The organism is Kitasatospora sp. NPDC032757 (genome assembly GCF_055579305.1).
Window position 1 is genome coordinate 1 of record NZ_JBVINN010000002.1, and the last position, 18296, is coordinate 18296.

The following is an 18296-nucleotide window of genomic DNA, read 5'->3' on the forward strand; positions in this document are numbered from 1 at the left end:
ACGCGGACCACCGCCGCGTCCTGGCCGTGCTGCGGTTCCTCGGAGCGTCCCGGGCCTGACCTTCCCATCCGTGATCACGATCTACGGCTGGAGTAAAGGGGATGATAGGCGTTGGGAGTGGAGACCATGTCCCTGAGATTTTCCCGGCTGGCGTGCGCGTTGGGGCTTGCAGGGCTGCTGATGAGTGGCTGCTCGGCCGGCGGATCGTCTGTTGAGGTGTCCCAGGGCGACATCCTCGGGACCTGGACCAACCAGAAGGGGGCCAGCCTCGTCATCGAGCAGGGGGGAACGTTCCGTTCGGAACGGATTGCCAAGGCGGTCTCGCTGCAGGACGGATGTGCCCAGGCCCTTGCTGCCGGGAAGTGGCTTCTTCTGGGCGATCAGACACAGGTGGCGAGGACCAGCGACCCCAAGGGGTCGAGTATCAGCCTGATGCCCGGCGGAAGTGGCCAGCAACTTGCTTGCACCATTTCTGGGAGTGTCCAGAAGGATGATGGCGGGATGAACCTGTGTCTGGTCGAGGACCTCGACCAGACCTGCGGAGACGGACAGTTGCTTCGCAAGTCCTCGACCGGGTGACCTGTCCTTCCCATAGCCATCGGGTCTCCCCGGCGATCGGCGGGGGAGACCCGATGGCTTGGCGGATCTTCGACCTTGCTTGAGAGGGAGGGTGAGTCTGCGTTCCGTACCGCCCTCAGGCAGCAGCGCGGGCCGCTCGCCGGCGGTAGTAGTGCACGGTGAGGATGCCGAGCAGGGGGCCCCAGGCGGCCAGCGGGAGGTAGGCGGCCCAGAAGGTGACGGTCTGCCAGCCGTGGGTGATCAGGCCGGCGTCGGTGGAGCCGTCGATCTTGCGGCCGGAGGCCATCATGGCCAGCGCGTAAGGGAAGATCATCAAAGCCGCCGCGCCGAGTCCGGCTGGGACGACGGCGGCGAGGGGCGGCACCCGCCGGCCGCCGAGGCGGGGGATCCAGCGCGGCCACACCTCGCCCCACCGGCTGACCAGGCCGACCGCGAGGAAGGCCACGGCCTCGCTGAACAGGCTCATCCCGATGACGTACCACCACTCGCCGCCGAAGAGCTCGGGAGCGGCGGGGGCGTCGGGGCCGGGTTCCATCAGCGGCACGCGCAGGTCGACCCCCGCGATCCGCCAGAGGCAGGACGGCAGCACGAGCAGGCTGACGAGACCGGCCGTCCGCACCGCCCAACGGGGTACGCCCTCCGCCGGCCGGCCGTGCAGCCTCTGCAGGATGGTGCGCGCGGTCATGGGTGATCCTCCTCGTCCGAAGCCCCGGGGCCGAAGCCCCGAAAGGGGTGGCTGCTTCGACGATGGCAGCTGCCCCGGCCCCCGCTCCTCCACCGTGGGGAGGGCCGCATCACCCGCGCGAGGGAGCCGGCCCGGCCACCCCCTGCTCCTGGGGCCGCCCCGCAGTGCGGCGCGCACGCCGGGGGACCCGTCCGTCGGCCATCCGGCGGACGGCCGGGCCCCGATCGGGTGGCCTCCCCCCGTGCCACGGATCCCACTGGTACCACAGAGCCGACAGCCAGGGGGGTCCGCAGAGACGAGGTAGCGCAGCGCCATGTCCCACCACCTCAGTGGTCCGAACCTCCGCTCGCCCCGGGGCGACGCCCGGCTCGACCTCACCGATGTGTTCGCGTTCCCGGCTGCCGGCGCCTCCGGCCGCACCGTCCTCATCATGAACGTGAACCCGTACGCGCCCACCCGGGCGGCGGAGTTCCACCCGGACGCGGTCTACCGGATCAACATCGACAGCGACGGCGACAACCAGGCGGACGTCGCCTACTCCTTCACCTTCTCCGGCTCCGACACCGGTGGCCAGACCGTCACCGTGCACCGCGCCACCGGGGAGGCGGCCCGCAAGCACGAGGCGGGCGGCGACGTGCTGTTCGCCGGAGTCCCGGTGGCCTTCGGCTACACGCCGGACATCGTGGAGGCGGACGGCTGCAAGCTGTCCGTCGGGCTGCGCAGCGACCCCTTCTTCGCCGATCTCGAAGGGATCGTCAACGACTTCGCCTGGACCGGTAAGGACGCGATGGCCGACGCCAACGTGTTCGGCATCGCCCTCGAAGTGCCCGACGCCGAGCTCGGGCCGGAGCCGGAGATCGGCGTCTGGGCGCGGATCAGCCTGCACGAGAACGGCCGGCTGGTCTCGGTCGACCGGGGCGCCCACCCGTCCCTGACCGCCTACTTCAACGCCGAGGAGGTCAAGGACGCCTACAACACGGGAGAGCCGGCCGACGACTGGGAGAGGTACCGCGAGCCGTGGACGGCCGTCCTCCAGCACACCGGGGACTACACCACGGAGGCGGCCACCGAGACGCTGAAGCTCGTCCTGCCCGACGTCCTCCGCTACGACCGTTCCCGCCCGGCCGCCTACCCCAACGGCCGTACGCTGGTGGACGACGTGACGTCCGCCCGGCTGGCGATGGTCTCCGGGGGCAAGATCACCAGCGACCACATCCCGCCGCACACGGACCTGCTCCCCGCCTTCCCCCACCTCGGCCACCCGCACCCGGCCGAATGACGCGGCGGCCGGGCCGCCCGCCCACCGTGGGCAGCCCGGCCGGGGGAGCGCCGCGGCCATATCGATTTCTGCATGGTCGCGTGTATGGGCAGTCCATGGCGGATCGAGAGGGTAGGCGTTCCGCCGCGTGAAGCGGGTGTGCGTCAGTCGCCGTGGTGCAGGTCGCTGAGGTCGGCGTACTCCTGGATCAGGGCGCGGGCCTGGTCGGGGGCGAGCGGGCGGGCGAAGAGGTAGCCCTGGCCGAGGGGGCAGCCCATGGCGGCGAGGAGGTCGCGCTGCTCGATGTTCTCGATGCCCTCGGCGATGACCTGGACGCCGAGGGTGTCGGCGATCCGGGTGATGCCCTCGACCAGGGCGTACTGCTGCTGGGAGAGGCCGAGACCGTCGATGAAGGACTTGTCGATCTTCAGGATGGAGATCGGGAACTCGCGCAGGTAGGAGAGGGACGAGTACCCGGTGCCGAAGTCGTCGATCGCGATGCCGACGCCCAGCTCGCTCAGCGTTTGCATATCGGTGTGCACGCGCTCGTCGCGCCGCATCAGCACGGACTCGGTCAGCTCCAGTACCAGCGCTCCGGGATCGATCCCGGAGCTGCGCACCGCACCGCGGACCACGTCCACGAAGCCCGCGTCGCGGAACTGCCGGGCCGACACGTTGACGTTGACCCGCAGCGGCGGGCGGCCGCCGGCCGTGCGGTGCCCGGCGCTGAGACGGTGCCAGCCGGCCGCCTCATGGGCGGCGCGCTCCAGGACCCAGGCGCCGAGCGGCACGATCTGGCCGCTCTCCTCGGCGAGCGCGATGAACTCGTCGGGCAGCACCATGCCGCGTCGGTCGTGCGGCCAGCGGACCAGCGCTTCGAAGGCGACCAGGTTGCCGGTCTGCAGGTCGACGATCGGCTGGTAGTACAGGTTGAACGCGGACTCGGCGATCGCGGAGTCCAGGTTCTCGTTCAGCTCGTGTCGCTCCACCAGCCCGGCCTGGAACGCGGGCTGGTAGTGACACCACTGCCGCTTGCCGGCCGACTTCGCCGAGTACAGGGCCAGGTCGGCGTGGCTGAGCAGCTCCGTCGCGTCCACGCTGTCCTCGGTGGTGGCGACGCCGATGCTCGCCGACACCCGGACCGCGCCCGCGCTCAGCCTGAACGGCTCCGCGAAGGCGGCCAGCACGGCGTCCGCCGTGGCGCCGACGTCGGCCGGGCGCACCGCGTCCTCCACCAGCACCGCGAACTCGTCGCCCCCGAGCCGGGCCGCGGTGTCGGAGGTCCGCAGCGCGGTGGAGACGCGGAGCGAGACGGCGACCAGCAGCTCGTCGCCGACCGCGTGGCCCTGGGTGTCGTTGACCACCTTGAAGTCGTCCAGGTCGATGAAGAGCACCCCGGTGATCGCGCCGCTGCGCTCGCCGCGAGAGAGGGCGTGGCCCACGCGGTCCTGGAACAGGACGCGGTTGGCGAGGCCGGTCAGCGAGTCGTGGAAGGCGCGGTGGGTGAGCTCGCGCTCCATCTGCCGCTGCTCGGTGACGTCGCGCAGGGTGAGCACCAGGCCGCCCACGGTCGGATCGCCGCGCAGGTCGTTGCAGCGGACCTCGGCCTCGATCGGGGTGCGGTCGTGGCGCAGCACCCGCCAGTGCTCGCGCTGCGGCTCCCGGCCGTCGCCCGTGCGCGCGCCGCTGCCGTCCAGGCCGCGCATCCGGGCCAGCGCGCTGCCGACGACGCGGCTGTCCTCGGGCGGGACGAGGTCGGTGATCAGCGTGCCGTCCAGGCTGGGGTAGCCGAGGACGCGCTCGGCGGAGGAGGAGGCGTAGCGGACGCCGTCGTCGGCGTTGAGGATCAGGATGACGTCGCTGGCGCTCTGCACCAGGGTGCGGAAGTACGCCTCGCTGTTGCGGCGGTTGATCTCCTGGCTCAGCATGACGCGCTCGACGGCCAGTGCGGCCTGGGCGGCGAGGATCTCCAGCGAGCCCCAGAGGCTGGCCAGCTCCTGTTCGGTGCCGGTGACGATGAGGGCGCCGATCAGCGGGTCACCGGAGGGGCGCTCGGCCAGGGTGAGCGGGCAGAGCAGGGCGGACGGCATGCCGTCGAGGCGGGCGGCGAGGTCGCTGCCGATGTCCTCGACGGGCAGTAACCGGGTCTCCCGGACGGCGGCGAGGGCGAGCACCTCGTCCGAGTCGGAGCCGTTGCCGAGGGCGTGCAGGGTCGGGCCGCGTTCGGCGTGCCGGACGTGCAGCACACCGGCCTCGGTGACGGCGAGCAGTGCGACGTGGCCGGGCTCGGCGGGCATCAGGGTGGAGGCGGTGTTCTGGACGGCGTCGGCGACCTCCTCGACCGTGACGGCCGAGGTCAGCGAGGCGCCGGCCTCGCGCAGCGCCCGCTCCCGGGCCAGGGCCTGCCGCCGGGCTCCGACGACGATGGCGAGGCGGGCCAGGACGAGCAGGAAGAGCAGGGCGGAGAAGGCGCCGATCACCCCGGCGTTGTTGGTGTTGCCGTTGATGGACTCGACGATCAGGATGGTCGGCGCGATCAGCGAGGCCACGGTGAGCAGGGCGAGCCGGCCGCGGCCGAGATCGGCCTCCTGCGAGGGCACCGGTCTGGTCAGCTCGACCATGGAGGGGTGCAGTGCGGCCGCGCCCCAGGCGGTGTAGAAGGCGGCCCAGCCGAAGTCGACCGGGGTGCCGATGTGCCAGTCGCCGTGCAGCTGGATCAGCCCGTACAGGATGTCCGAGATCAGCAGGCCGACCGTGCCGACGGTGAGCAGCTGGAGGGCCCGGCTGCTGCCGCCGCGTGGGACCAGCAGCCGCATCAGCAGGAAGAGGACGATCACGTCCCCCAGCGGGTAGGCCATCGAGACGGCCTTCTGGAACCAGCTGAGGTCGGGGTTCCGGGCGTACGGGAGGATCAGGTAGATCCAGGCGAGCAGGGCGAGGCCCATGGTGAGGATGAGCGCGTCCAGCAGGCTGGCGCGGTCCTGATGGGCCGTCCGCCAGCGGATGAAGCCCAACACGCCGGCCGCGTACAGCAGGTACTCGGCGAGGTAGAAACCGTCGGCGACGGAGGGGAAGGGGCTCCCCAGGTGCAGGAACTCCAACTGGATGACCTGGACCACCTCGCCGGCGGTGAAGCTGAGGTTGGCGAGTGCCAGCAGGTACCAGAAGAGCGCGTGGGAGGGGCGGTTGAGGCGGACGCCGACCACGATGGCGGCGACGCCGCCGAGGCCGATGCCCGTCCACCAGATGATCCGCTGCGCGGGATTGATGTAGTAGATGCAGGTGAACAGCACCATCCACACCAGGTAACAGACCATCAGGCGATGTCGCCGGCGTGTCAACGAGGCTACCTCCTCCACGACATCACTCCGCCGGTCGGGCGGGGGAGTTCGGCGAGGAACGGGTCTTCCAGGGATGCCCTTCGGGTCGGGCAGGGGCTTCGTCCGTCCGTGGATTGCGATCGGACATTCGAAATGTGCCATGAGTGCGTATAGTCGGAAATGTCGCACCTCCCAGCATTCTGCCGCCACAGCATGAGGTCAAGCCGGTGGACGATGCAGCAGACAGCGCACAGGGCGCACGGACGGAAGTGAACTCCGGACGTCACGCCGTGCTGTGCAACGAAGACGGTCAGTATACGATCTGGCCCGGCGATTTCACCGTCCCGAGCGGTTGGCGGACGGTGTTCGGGCCGGACGACCGGGCAGCCTGCCGGGCCTACGTCGAACGTGAGTGGCGGTGGGAGGGGCTCGGGCTCGGGCCCTTACCGGACGGGAGAGCCGGCGCAGGCCGCCCGCCGGCCCGCGCCGGGTTCGCCGACACCGTGCACGGGCTCTTCCGGGCCCGCGCCGCACACGACCCGGACGCCGTCGCCGTGCTCGCCGAGGACGGCGAACTGAGCTACCGCGAACTGGACCGGCGCAGCGACCGGCTGGCCGCCGCGCTGCGCGCCCGCGGCGTCGGCGCGGAGCGGGTGGTACCCGTCTGCCTGGAGCGCGGGACCGGCCTCGTGACGGCCTGGCTCGGCGTGCTCAAGGCCGGCGGCGCGTTCCTCCCGCTGGACCCCGCCCACCCGGAGCGGCGGCTGGCGCAGCTCGTCGAGGACTGCCGGGCCGAGGTGGTGGTGGCGGGGCGCGGGCGGCGGTTCCCGGGGGTCACGGTGCTGGGCGTGGACGGGCAGGCGCTCCCTCCCGCCCCGGACCCCGGCGCACCCGCCGGCACACCCGACGACGTCCCGGCCGCAGTCGCGGCCGGCTCCTCGGCAGCCGCAGCCGACGCAGCCGACCCCGCCGACCCCGCCGTGCCCGCCGTGCCCGACGCACCCGCACCCGACACAGCCGACCCCGCGGTACCCGACACCGCCGTACCGGATGACCTCGCGTATCTGATCTACACCTCCGGCACCACCGGCACCCCCAAGGGCGTACCCGTCACCCACCGCTCGCTGGTCTTCACCCTGGACCGGGTCATCCGCGCCTACGAGCTCACCCCGCGTGACCGGGTCCTGCAACTGGCCGCGCTCGGCTTCGACACCGCACTGGAGCAGGTGCTCGCCACCCTGGTCAGCGGCGCCACCCTCGTCCTCGGCGGGGCGCGGACCTGGGCGCCCACCGAACTGGTGCACCGGATGAGCGACCTGGCACTCACCGTCACCGACCTCACACCGGCCTACTGGCACCACGTGCTCGCCCTGCTCCCCGAGGGCGGTCCGGCCCCCGCCGGCCTGCGCCTGATGGTCGTCGGCGGGGACACCGTGCACGCCGACGACTGCCGCACCTGCCTGGCCCGGCTGCCCGGCGTCCGGCTGGTCAACGCCTACGGGGTGACCGAGGCCGCCGTCACGTCCACGCTCTGCGAGGTGACGCCCGAGGTGCTCGCCGGCGGCGGGGTGCACAGGTGTGCCGTGCACGGGGCCGCGGCCCACAGCGGGGCCCCGGACGGCGAGGCGGCGGACGGCGGCGTGACGGGGGCGGCGCCGGTGCCGATCGGGCGGCCGCTGCCGGGCGTGCGGGTGCACGTGCTGGACGCGCGGCTCTCCCCGGTGCGGCCGGGGGAGAAGGGCGAGATCTACCTCGGCGGCCCCGGCCTCGCGCGCGGCTACTGGCGCCGGCCCGGGCTCACGGCCGAGACGTTCCTGCCCGACCCGTACGCGCCCGCCCCCGGTGAGCGCATGTACCGCACCGGCGACGCCGGCCGCTGGCGCGCCGACGGCAACCTGGAGATCCTCGGCCGCTTCGACGACCAGGTGAAGGTCCGCGGCTACCGCGTCGACCCCGCCGAGGTCGAATCGGTGCTCGCCGCCCACCCGGACGTCCGGCAGGCCCGCGTCGCCGCCGACGGCAGCGACGACGGGACGCGCGTCCTGACCGCCTACTACACGCTCACCGACCGGGTCGGCTCCGGTGCCCGCGCCCGGCGCGCCCAGATCCGCGCCTACCTGGCCGACCGGCTGCCGGACTTCATGGTCCCGGCCGAGTTCGTGCTGCTCGACCGGATGCCGCTCACCTCCCACGGCAAGATCGACCGCCGGCGGCTGCCGCACACCGCACCGCAGCTGCAACGCCGGGAGGGCAGGGGAGGGGCCGATGAGGAGGCCCGGGCCCGCCAGCCGATGAAGGCGGGCGACGTGGGCACGGACGAGCCCGCCCGGGCCGACGGCGTCCCACGCGCCGACGGCGTCCCACGCCCCGACGGGGCCCCGCGTCCGGACGGGACCCCGCGCCCCGACGGCAACGGGAACGCGACCGAGGCCGGCATCGCCCACCTCTGGTCCGAGCTGCTCGGCGTCGACACCGTCGGGCCCGCCGACGACTTCTTCGAACTCGGCGGCAACTCCCTGCTCGTCATGGAGATGATCGCCCGGGCCCGGATCATGTTCGGCATCGACGTCACCCGGATCCGCTTCCTCACCCGCTCGCTGCTGCGCGACTCCACCCTGCGTGCCTTCGCCGCCGCCACCCGGACGGCACGCTCGGCCCGGGGCGGCCTCGGCGAGGCCGCCGTCGACTGGGTCGCGGAAGCCGAACTCGACACCCCCGTCCGGCAGTCCTGGCGCCCCGCGCCCTCCCGCGCCGAACCCGCCGAGATCCTGCTCACCGGCGTCACCGGCTTCTGCGGCGCCCACCTGCTGCACACCCTGCTCCGGACCACCGGCGCCCGCATCCACTGCCTGGTCCGCGCCCCCGACGAGGAACACGCGCTCGAACGCATCCGCGCCGCGCAACAGCGCTTCCTGCGGCAGGACCTCTCCGACGCCCGGGTTGTCCCGCTGGTCGGCGACCTCACCGAACCGCTGCTCGGCCTGACCCAGCACCGGTTCGAGGCGCTGGCCGGCAGCCTGGACGCCATTCACCACCTCGGCGGGCAGGTCAACTTTATCTACCCCTACCACCAGTTGCGCGCCGCCAACGTCGGCGGCACCCGCGAGATCGTCCGGCTGGCCGGGCACTCCCGCGGCATCCCGGTGCACTACCTCTCCACACTCGCCGTCCTGGCCGGCTTCGGCCCGGCCGGCGTCAAGGAGGTGACCGAACGGATGCCGCTCGCGTACCCCGAGAGGCTCGCGGTCGGCTACGTGGAGAGCAAGTGGGTTGCCGAACAGCTGCTGCACAACGCGGCCGCGGCCGGCCTGCCGGTCACCGTGCTGCGCACCAACGACGTCACCGGCGACCTCACCACGGGGGTGATGAACACCGGCACCGAGATCTGCGCGCTGATCAAGTACATGGCAGACAGCGGGAGTTGCCCGGACGTCCGGCTGCTGCTCGACTTCGTCCCGGCCGACCGCTTCAGCCAGACCGTCGCCCGTATCGCCGCCCACGCCCCCGCCAACGGCGAGGTCTACCACATCACCTCACCCCGCCCCGCCGTCCTTGCCGACCTCGCCGCCCGCCTGCGCGCCCGCGGCTACCCGATTGATGAAGTCCCCTACGACATCTGGGTCCAGGACCTCGTCCGCTTCGCCGCCGGCCACCCCACCCACCCGATGACCCCGTTCGTCCCGCTCTTCGTCGACCGCAGCCCGGGGACGGAACTCTCCATCAGCGAGATGTACTTCCGCCCGACGTTCCCGCTCTTCGACCGCGCCAACACCGAACAGGCGCTGGGGGGCAGCGGGATCGACCTGCCGGCCGTGGACGACGGGCTGCTGGACCACTACCTGGAGCAGCTGGCGGCGGAGGGCTTCCTGACCCCGCCGGTCGGGGTGGTGCGGAGGTGAGCGCCACGGCCGGGGTGTTCGACGGGCTGGACGTCGCGCGGGCTCCCGGGGACGGGCCGGTGGCGTTCGGGGCCGGGCTCGGGGCGGAGGTGCTGCTGGCCGCGTACCGGCGCGGGCTCTTCCCGATGCCCGCCGCCGACGACTACGCGAGCGCCTTCAACGAGGCCCGGTTCGAGGACGCCGTGGCCGCGGGCACGGTGCCGCTGCTCCCGGGCGCCGCCGCCGATGACGACGACCCGTACGCGCTCGCCTGGTGGTCCCCCGACCCGCGCCCGGTGATCGCCCCGGACGGCGTGCGCCTCGGGAGCCGGCTCGCCCGGCGCCTGCGCAACAGCCTGCCGTGGTGGACCAGCGCCGACCGGGCCTTCCCCCGGGTGCTCGCCGCCTGCGCGGAGGACCGCCGGCCGTACTGGCTCACCGAGGAGCTGCGCGCCGCACTGCTCCAGCTGCACGAGCGCGGTGCGGCCCACAGCGCGGAGGTCTGGGACGGCGAGGAGCTGATCGGCGGCGTCTTCGGGGTCGCCGCGGGCCCCGTCCTCAGCCTCGACTCGATGTTCCACCGCCGCTCCGACGCCGCCCGCGTCGCCGTCGCCGACCTCGCCGCCCGCTTCGCCGAGGCCGGCGGCCGCCTCCTCGACGCCCAGTGGGACACCCCCCACGTCCGCACCCTCGGCGCCACCAGCCTCCCCCGCGCCCGCTATCTCGCCGAGCTCGCCGCCCCGCCGGACGGCGTCCGGCCGCTGGCCCCGGACTCCCTTCCGGCCTCCCGTCTGGGGCGTGTCTGACCGCCGGGGAGGGCGGGACGCCCGGGCGGGGGCGGTGAATCCGTGCGGCCGTTTACCCGGGGCCCCGCCCGGGAACGGGGCCGGGCATGGTTTCTGTGGTGGTGGCACGGTGGGGCGGTGAGCCCGTTCTCGTGCGGGCCGGTGACGAGCTGCACGACGCGGCGAGCACGATGAAGGTGGCCGTGCTGGCGGCGCTGTACCGCAGCGGGGCCGATCTCGAGGCCGAGGTGCCGGTGGTGAACCGGTTCGCCTCGGCGGCCGGCGGGGAGTTCGGCAACGACCCCGGCTGGGACAGCGACCCGCAGCCCTGGACGCTGCTCGGCGGGACGGCCCCGCTGCGCACCCTCGCCGAGCGGATGATCACGCACTCCTCCAACCTCGCCACCAACCTCTGCCTCGCGCACGCCGGGCCCGAGGCGGTGGCCGAGGTCTGGCGGCGGGCGGGTGCGACCCGCAGCGCCAGCCCGCGCGGGATCGAGGACTACGCCGCGCGCGAGGCGGGCGTGCACAACCGGGTGAGCGCACTCGACCTGGCCCGCCTGCTGCAGTCCCTCGCGGACGAACCGGAGTTGCTCGCACTCCTGGAGCGCAACGCCTTCCGGGTGGATCTGGCGGCCGGGCTGCCGCCGGGCACCCGGATCGCGTTCAAGAACGGCTGGTTCCCCGGTGTCCGGCACAGTGTCGGCCTGGTCCACCCGGAGGACTGCCCGCCGTACCTGATCGCGGTCTGCTACACCGGCCCGCTGGCCTCGGGCGAGGACGAGGCGGACCCTGCGGCCCGCCTGCTGGCGCGGATCTCGGCGGCGGTCTGGGAGCGGCGTCACGAGGTCGCCAGTGCCTCCAGCCCCTCCAGCGCCGCCTCGTTGAGCAGGTTGATCCGGACGAACCCGGGGTGGCCGGGGAGTTCGAAGTAGCGGCCGTCCAGGGCGAGCAGGCGGTCGGCGGGGGCGCTGGGGCGGGCGAACAGGAAGTAGCCGGTCTCGATGGCGGCCTGGGCGGCCAACGCCGTTCCGGCCGAGAGTCGTTGGTGGTTCGCGCGGATGTGGTCGATCAGCCGGTGGTTGCCCTCGACCCGCATCAGGTCGGCGGCGCGGTGGGCGAAGAGGCGGTCGGCCACGGTGACGTCGCCGTGCAGGTTCAGGTGGAGTTCGGCGAGCGGTTCGCGGAGCCGCTCGGGCACCAGCAGGTGGGCGCAGCGGTAGCCGTGGATGGACAGGTACTTGGTGGGGCAGACCATCCGCAGGGTGAGGTCGGCGGGAAGGGTGGCGGAGTCCTCGCGGCGGCTGCCGTCCCACCGCAGGTACTGGAAGGTGCCGTCCACGAACACCAGGGATCCGGTGGCGAGTTGCCATTCGGAGAGCTGCTTGAGCACCTCGGCGGGGACGCGCCGGCCGGTGTACCAGACGGGGTCGGTGAGCAGCAGGACGGTCCGCTCGTCGGGCAGGTTCAACGCGAACTCGCCCTGGTGGGCGTGGGTTTCGGCGACGGAAACCGGTTGGATGCCGAGCGTCCGGAAGAAGTAGGCGAACTTGTAGTAGACGGGCGGGAGGTAGTGGATCCGGGTGTGACCGGTCAGCCGGAGCCAGGTGCAGAAGGTGCCGATCAGGCTGCTGGAGCCGCCGGCCGGGACGACCTGGCCGGGGGAACGGGGCTCGCCGTCGTAACTCTCGTGCAGCCGTGCGATCTTGGCGCGCAGGGCGTCGTCCTCGTCGATCGCCGAGTAGCGGGTGACGTCGCCGAGGCGGTAGGGCGGGGTGTGGGCGAGGTCGCCGAGGTAGTCGGCGACGTAGGGGTGGCCGCCGTTGTAGTCGGAGACGAAGAGACGCCCGTCCGCCCGCCGGCGGGCCCGTTCCACGGATTCGTGCAGGTCGAGCATGCGGAACAGCGACGACATCCCGTACCCCTCAAGCCGGTCACGCTACTTGTCGGACGGTCGTCAAGTCTGTCCGTGGCCCTGCGCGGGCACAACCCCGCGCAGGGCCACCGGCAGGGGCGGCGGAGCGTCAGTACGGCTGGACGAGCACGTGCGCGGCGCCCGGGATGCCGACCTTCAGCAGCTCGTCCTCCTCGGGGGTGGCCGGGGTGCCGGTCTCCTGCTTGAGGACGGCGCGGGACAGCGCCTGCACCCACATCGCGCGCGGCCGGCGACGCTCCTCCCAGGCGGCCAGCGCGGCGGCCACCTCGCCGGACGCCGTGACGGCGTCCAGCGACTCGGCGAGCACGAGCGCGTCCTCGACCGCCATCGCCGCGCCCTGGGCCAGGTGCGGGGTGCTGGCGTGCGCGGCGTCGCCGGCCAGGACCACCCGGCCGACGTACCACGGCTCCTCCACCGTGACCTGGGAGATCCGCGAGTAGACCACCGCGGCCGGGTCGGTGACCTGCGCCAGCGCCTCGGCTATCGGGCCGCCGAAGCCGGCCAGCCGCGCGGCGAGCTGCTCGTGGGCGCGGTCCACGTCCGGGCGGAAGTCCTCGGCCTCGGCGAACACCGAGCCCAGGTACATGAGTTCGTCGGTGATCGGGGTGAGCAGCGCCTTCGCCCTGAGGTTCCCCGCGGACATCACCACGCCCTGCACCTCGGGCAGGCGCGGCAGCGTGACCCGCCAGTTGGCGAAACCGGTGTACTCGGGCGCGTACCTGTCGCCGTACAGCCGCCTGCGCAGCGGCGAGCCGATGCCGTCGAAGCCGACCACCAGGTCGTAGCGGCCGCTCCGCCCGTCCGAGAGGGTGACGTCCACGCCCTCGCCGTCGTCGGTGAGTTCGGTGATCGTGGTGGAGAAGCGGATCGACGCGCCGGCCTCGGTGGCGGCGGCGGAGAGCACCCTGGCCAGGGCGGGGCGCGGGATGCCGTTGTTGGCGGGCGCGTCGCCCATCCGCGGCTGCGGGATCTCGGCGAGGGTGGCGCCGGCCGGGTCGCAGATGGTCAGCACCTCCCACGCGAAGCCGGCGGCCAGGCAGGCGTCCAGCACGCCGATCTCGCGCATCACGTGCAGCGCGTTGGACGGCTGGATGATGCCGACGCCGAGCGCCTCCAGCTCGTCGCGCAGCTCGGCCACGTCGACCCGGTGGCCGCGCCGGGCGAGGGCGGTGGCCAGGGTCAGGCCGCCGATCCCGCCGCCGTGGATCAGGACGCGCAGGGATGAGGTCATGACGGGGTTCTCCAAACGGGGGAGTGGGAGGGGGGAGAGGGCTCAGCCGGCCGGCGCCGCGCGGGCGGTGGAGAGGTCCATCAGGTGGTCGACCAGGGCCAGCAGCAGGTCCCGTCCGAAGACGCGCTCGCGCACGTCGCCGAGGAGCATCGGCACCTGCCGGTCGAGGTCGAGGGCGGCCCGGATCTCCTCCGGCGTACGGGTGTTGTGGCCGTGGAAGCAGTTGATCGCGACCACGAACGGGATGCCGCGGCTCTCGAAGAAGTCGATGGAGGCGAAGCTGGTGTCCAGCCGGCGGGTGTCGGCGATGACGATCCCGCCGAGCGCGCCGTTCACCAGGTCGTTCCACATGAACCAGAAGCGCTCCTGGCCGGGCGTGCCGAACAGGTAGACCACCAGCTCGGGGTTGACGGTGATCCGGCCGAAGTCGAGGGCGACGGTGGTGGTGTCCTTGCTGTCGACGCCGGACAGGTCGTCCACGCCGACGCTGGCGCGGGTCAGGTACTCCTCGGTGCGCAGCGGCGCGACCTCGCTGACCGAGCCGACCAGGGTGGTCTTGCCGACGCCGAAGCCGCCCGCGATGAGGATCTTCACGGCGGTGGGCGCGGTGGGCGCGGTGGACACGGTGGGCGCGTCAACGATGGTCGGGGCGGCGGAAGGAAGGGGTGCGGTCGGTGCCATGGTTCAGAGTCTCCGGAGTCCTTCGCGTACGGCCGTCAGCAGTCCGAGGTCCGCGCCCCCGCCGGCCCGGGCCACCGAGAGCGGGGCCCGGGCCAGCAGCAGGCCCTGGGAGATCAGGTCGCCCGAGAGGATCTTGGTGACCGAGACAGGCAGGTCCAGAGCGGCCGCCACCTCGGCGACGGCGGCCGGGCGCCGGCAGCGGTCCAGGATCATCCGGTGCTCGGGCTGGAGCCCGCGTGGCCCGGTGCGCGAGCCCCGGGCCAGGGCCGCGCGGGCCTCGTCCACGACGGTGGTCAGCACCGTGATCAGGGTGAGGTCGTCGCGCTCGGGCGCGGTGCGGCCGCGGGTGATGGTGTAGGGGCGCACCATCGAGTCCGAACCGTCCTCCTCGTCCTCGTCGGGCACCTCGCTCCAGTGCGGGATCACCGGGGCATCACCCCCGGTTCCTGGCCGCGAAGGCGTCGAACTCGCTGCGCGCCGGGGTGGTCAGCTTCTGGCCGACCTGCTGCACCAGCGTGTGCATGGCCACCGACATCACCTCGGCGTCCACCTCCTGGGAGGCGACCACGGCGAGGTGGGTGCCCTGGGCGGCGGCGATGATGAACAGCCAGACCTCGGACAGCTCGACGATGACCTGGTGCACCGGGCCGCCGTCGAAGAGCTGGCCCACGCCGCGCGCCAGGCTCTGCTGTCCGGTGGCGACGGCGGCCAGGCGCTCGGCGTCGGCGCGCTCGATGGAGCGGGAGTGGCTGACGACCAGGCCGTCGTCGGAGAGCAGGACGGCGTTCCTGGTGCCGGGCACCGAGTCGACGAGTCCGTCGAGCAGCCAGTCCAGGTCCTGGTGGGTGGCGGTCGTGCGGTTCATGACTGGTTTTCCGTCCTCGTGGTTCGGGGGTCCGCGGCCGGGAGGGCCCAGGGGGAGGGGCCCGGCGCGGGGGTCGGGGGCCCGGTGGGCTCGGTACGGGGTGCCGGGCGGGTGCCGGGATCGGAGGTGGCGCCGGGGGCCCGGCCGGGGAGGCGGTGCTCGCCGGAGTCGTGGCCGCCGCCCTGGCCACGCGCCGCGCGGGACTGCCGCTGGAAGGCGCCGATCGCCGCCCCCGAGCGCCGCGCCGGGCGCTGGGACGGGTCGGCCGCCCCGGCCTGCCCGGTGGCGGAACCGCCCGCCGTGGTGCCGTCGGCCGGACCGGGCGTGCGCTCGGTCCCGGGCAGCGGCGGGACGCGCAGCTCGGCGGCCAGGCTGGCCTGGCGCACCCGCTGCGGCAGCGGCGGCTGGCCGCCGCTCGGCTCGCTCAGCGGGACCGCGTTGGCGTACTCGCGCCGCTCGCGCCGTTCGGCGAGCCGGTAGTGCTGGGCGGGCCGGTACTGCTCGTCGGCGTACGGGGCTTCGGCGGGCGTCACCTTGGCGTACGCGATGTCCGGGTAGGCGGGGGTGTCGTACCCGGGTGCGCCCGGGGCCGGTGCGGGCCGGGGCGCGCCCGCGTGGGCCGCCGAGTGGGCCCCGGCGTGCGCGGCGGCGCCGCCGGTCGGGGCGGCGTAGGGCGTGCCGTCCGCCGGGGAGCCGTGGTCGACCGGCTGCGCGGACTCCGGCGGCTGTTCGAGCGGCTGTTCCGGCGACGGATCCAGCGGCTGGACGTACTCGACGTGCGCGAACGCCTCGACCGGGCCCGGCCCGGCGGCCGACGGGACCAGCACGATCTCCGGTGGCTCGCCGGCGACCGGCCCGTCCGTGTCCGGCCGCGGTCCGCCCGCCTGCGCCCCCGAGGCCGGCGCCACGCCCGGCGCCGCCTCGCGCGAGCGCCGGACGAGGGGGATCGGCTCGACCGGTGTGGCGTCCGGCAGGCCCGCGTCGCCGTCGATGACCAGCTCGGCGGGGACGAGCACGACCACCCGCGTCCCGCCGAAGGCCGACGGCCGGAACTCGATCCGCAGGCCGGTGTTGGCGGCCAGGCGGGCGACCACGTAGAAGCCGAGGCGGATGTCGTCCGCCCGGGCCAGCACGTCCATCCGGGGCGGACGGCTCATCAGCTCGTTGGCCGCGTCGTACTGCGCCGGGTCCATGCCGAGCCCGCGGTCCTCGATCTCGACCGCCAGCCCGCGGCCGACCATGGCGGCCCGCACCTCGACCGGGGTCGGCGGCCTGGAGAAGCTCGCCGCGTTCTCCATCAGCTCGGCGAGCACGTGCGCGACCGGGCCGACGGCCCGCTCGGAGAGCCACGGGTGGCCCTCGACGTCCAGCATGATCCGCCGGTAGTCCTGCACCTCGCCCTGGGCGGAGCGGAGCACGTCCAGCAGCGGGACGGGCTTGCGCCAGCGCCGCTGCGGCTGGCCGCCGGCCAGGATCACGAGGTTCTCCTCGTAGCGGCGCAGGCGGGCGGTGAGGTGGTCGAGGTCGAACAGGCCCTCCAGCACCTCCGGATCCTCGTGCCTGCGCTCCAGCTCGTCCAGCTTCTTCAGCTGCTGGCCGATCAGCAGCTGGGTGCGGCGGGCGATGCGCTGGAGCAGCCGCTCGAAGCCGCGGTGCTGCTCGGCCTGCCGGACGGAGGTCTCCAGCGCGGAGGCGCGGGCCAGGTTGAGCGCCTGGCCGAGGCGGGCCAGCTCGTCGGTGCCGTTGCCCTGGTCGCCCGCGGTGATCACCCGGCTCTCGGCCTCGACGTCGACCTGCTCGCCCCGGGAGAGGCGCTCGACCACCTCGGGCAGGGTGCGCTCCAGCTCCTGTGCCTGGGTGTGCAGTTCCCTGACGCGGCGGCGCAGCGAGCGGGTGAGCCGCCAGCTGGTCACGATGACGGCGACGACCGCGACCAGGCCGATCACGGTGGTCAGCGCGAAGGTGGTGAGCAGCGAGAGGAACGAGCCCTTGCCGACCTCGACGATGCTGTCGGTGCGGGTCTCGATCGCCTTCACCAGCTGCGGGTTGAGCTGGTCGACGGCCTGGCGCCACTGGTCCTGGGACGGCGGAAGCTTGACGGTGCCGCTCGCGTCCGCCGGGACGGCCCGGGTCAGCGACTGCTCGACGGCGGACTTGGCCTGCCACGCCGGGCTGGTCATCAGGTCCTGCCAGGCTGCGGCCTCGGCGGCCGGGATGTACGGGAGGACCTGGACGGTGAAGAGGTGGTCCTGGGCGCCGATGGCCTGCTGGACCTGCTGGAAGTCGCCCGCGCCGAGCCTCCCGGACGGCCAGCCGCGGGCCAGGAGGGCGTCCTCGCGGGCCAGCATCTCCTTGGCCCAGAAGGCGTTCACCAGGGTCTTGGAGATCCAGGTGACCTCGCCGTTGTCGACGTGGCTGAGCGCGGTGAACAGCCGCAGGTCGACGGCGATCAGGTCGGTGTAGTAGGTGAAGGCCGCCTGCTGGTCGATGGCGGCGCGGTCGACCGCGGAGCGCTGTTCGGCGAGCCTGCCCATCGCCTGCCGCGCCTCGGCGACGGCGCTGCGCACCTCGGCGGGGGCGCTGTCGGCGGTCTCGCCGGAGAGTGCCTGGAACTGGCGCACCGCGTCGTCGGTGAGCTGGCGCTGGCGGCGCAGCGCCTCGGTGACGCTGCCCGGCCGGGCGAGCGACTCGGCGCTGAGCCGGCGCTCCTCCTGGAGGTTGTAATAGACCTTGTTGGAGGGCTGTCCGGCCTTCTGGGCCAGCAGGCCCTGGTCCGCCTGCCGGCTGAAGTCGAGGAGGGTCTGGCCGCTGGTGACCGCCCAGAGGACGGCGAGGGCCAGGCTGGGGACGACGGCCAGGACGAGCAGCGCCGTCCGCAGTGACAGGCGTGGACGCCTGCGGGGGGTCTTCGGCGTCGGGGGCCGCCGATTCGCACGCGCGCGCAGAGCTGACTCCTAGGGGAAGGCGGCCGGCCTGGTGGGGCCGGACCGTCCGGGCACGGGCTTTTGACGAGGCGATACTAGTCATACCGTGTAATAGGAGTGAAAATCCGTTCGCTACCTGGGCAGGGTGCACACA

13 protein-coding genes and 1 pseudogene are annotated in these 18296 nt (G+C 73.3%); 6 read left to right on the plus strand and 8 right to left on the minus strand.

Annotated features, from left to right (window positions below):
* Window positions 1-117 precede the first annotated feature (117 nt).
* Window positions 118-579 (plus strand): hypothetical protein, encoded by a 462-nt coding sequence (locus ACZ5WK_RS03130; RefSeq protein ID WP_465544384.1) that lies wholly within the window; start codon window positions 118-120, stop codon window positions 577-579.
* Between the two features lie 115 nt (window positions 580-694).
* Here ACZ5WK_RS03130 and ACZ5WK_RS03135 read toward each other — a convergent pair whose 3' ends face one another.
* Window positions 695-1264 carry a hypothetical protein gene (locus ACZ5WK_RS03135; protein WP_465544386.1) on the minus strand — a complete coding sequence of 190 codons (570 nt, stop codon included), beginning with the start codon at window positions 1262-1264 and terminating at the stop codon, window positions 695-697.
* A 313-nt stretch (window positions 1265-1577) separates the two neighbouring features.
* Here ACZ5WK_RS03135 and ACZ5WK_RS03140 point away from each other — a divergent pair, with 313 nt between their 5' ends.
* Window positions 1578-2543, plus strand: a complete 966-nt coding sequence (locus ACZ5WK_RS03140; protein ID WP_465544388.1) for a DUF4331 family protein — start codon at window positions 1578-1580, stop codon at window positions 2541-2543.
* A 143-nt stretch (window positions 2544-2686) separates the two neighbouring features.
* Here the strand turns inward: ACZ5WK_RS03140 and ACZ5WK_RS03145 are convergent, their stop codons facing one another.
* Window positions 2687-5839 carry a putative bifunctional diguanylate cyclase/phosphodiesterase gene (locus ACZ5WK_RS03145; protein WP_465544390.1) on the minus strand — a complete coding sequence of 1051 codons (3153 nt, stop codon included), beginning with the start codon at window positions 5837-5839 and terminating at the stop codon, window positions 2687-2689.
* Between the two features lie 272 nt (window positions 5840-6111).
* Between ACZ5WK_RS03145 and ACZ5WK_RS03150 the strand changes: the two are divergent.
* From ACZ5WK_RS03150 to ACZ5WK_RS03165, 4 genes and pseudogenes are all read left to right on the plus strand, one after another.
* Window positions 6112-6237 (plus strand): annotated as a pseudogene (locus ACZ5WK_RS03150) (MbtH family NRPS accessory protein); the annotation flags it as partial.
* A gap of 108 nt (window positions 6238-6345) precedes the next feature.
* Window positions 6346-9741, plus strand: coding sequence for a non-ribosomal peptide synthetase (locus tag ACZ5WK_RS03155; RefSeq protein ID WP_465545203.1), 3396 nt, complete (start codon window positions 6346-6348; stop codon window positions 9739-9741).
* Window positions 9738-10526: a leucyl/phenylalanyl-tRNA--protein transferase gene (locus ACZ5WK_RS03160; RefSeq protein WP_465544392.1), complete on the plus strand. Its 789-nt coding sequence runs from the start codon at window positions 9738-9740 to the stop codon at window positions 10524-10526. The genes ACZ5WK_RS03155 and ACZ5WK_RS03160 overlap by 4 nt, the downstream gene beginning before the upstream one ends.
* Before the next feature lie 86 nt (window positions 10527-10612).
* Entirely contained in the window at window positions 10613-11440 is an 828-nt protein-coding gene (locus tag ACZ5WK_RS03165; protein WP_465544394.1) for a serine hydrolase, read from the plus strand.
* Here the strand turns inward: ACZ5WK_RS03165 and ACZ5WK_RS03170 are convergent.
* From ACZ5WK_RS03170 to ACZ5WK_RS03195, 6 genes are all read right to left on the minus strand, one after another.
* A complete protein-coding gene (locus ACZ5WK_RS03170; RefSeq protein ID WP_465544396.1) occupies window positions 11347-12420 on the minus strand; it encodes an aminotransferase class I/II-fold pyridoxal phosphate-dependent enzyme in 1074 nt (357 codons plus the stop codon). The genes ACZ5WK_RS03165 and ACZ5WK_RS03170 overlap by 94 nt on opposite strands.
* A 109-nt stretch (window positions 12421-12529) precedes the next feature.
* On the minus strand, window positions 12530-13672 hold the full coding sequence (locus ACZ5WK_RS03175) for an FAD-dependent monooxygenase (RefSeq protein WP_465544398.1): 1143 nt from the start codon (window positions 13670-13672) through the stop codon (window positions 12530-12532).
* Window positions 13673-13714: 42 nt separating this feature from the next.
* Window positions 13715-14353, minus strand: coding sequence for a GTP-binding protein (locus tag ACZ5WK_RS03180; protein WP_465544400.1), 639 nt, complete (start codon window positions 14351-14353; stop codon window positions 13715-13717).
* A gap of 3 nt (window positions 14354-14356) precedes the next feature.
* On the minus strand, window positions 14357-14779 hold the full coding sequence (locus ACZ5WK_RS03185) for a DUF742 domain-containing protein (protein WP_465544402.1): 423 nt from the start codon (window positions 14777-14779) through the stop codon (window positions 14357-14359).
* A 7-nt stretch (window positions 14780-14786) separates the two neighbouring features.
* Entirely contained in the window at window positions 14787-15218 is a 432-nt protein-coding gene (locus ACZ5WK_RS03190) for a roadblock/LC7 domain-containing protein (protein WP_465544404.1), read from the minus strand.
* Complete coding sequence (locus tag ACZ5WK_RS03195; RefSeq protein WP_465545205.1) at window positions 15215-18163, minus strand: sensor histidine kinase; 2949 nt, start codon at window positions 18161-18163, stop codon at window positions 15215-15217. The genes ACZ5WK_RS03190 and ACZ5WK_RS03195 overlap by 4 nt, the downstream gene beginning before the upstream one ends.
* Window positions 18164-18296 lie beyond the last annotated feature (133 nt).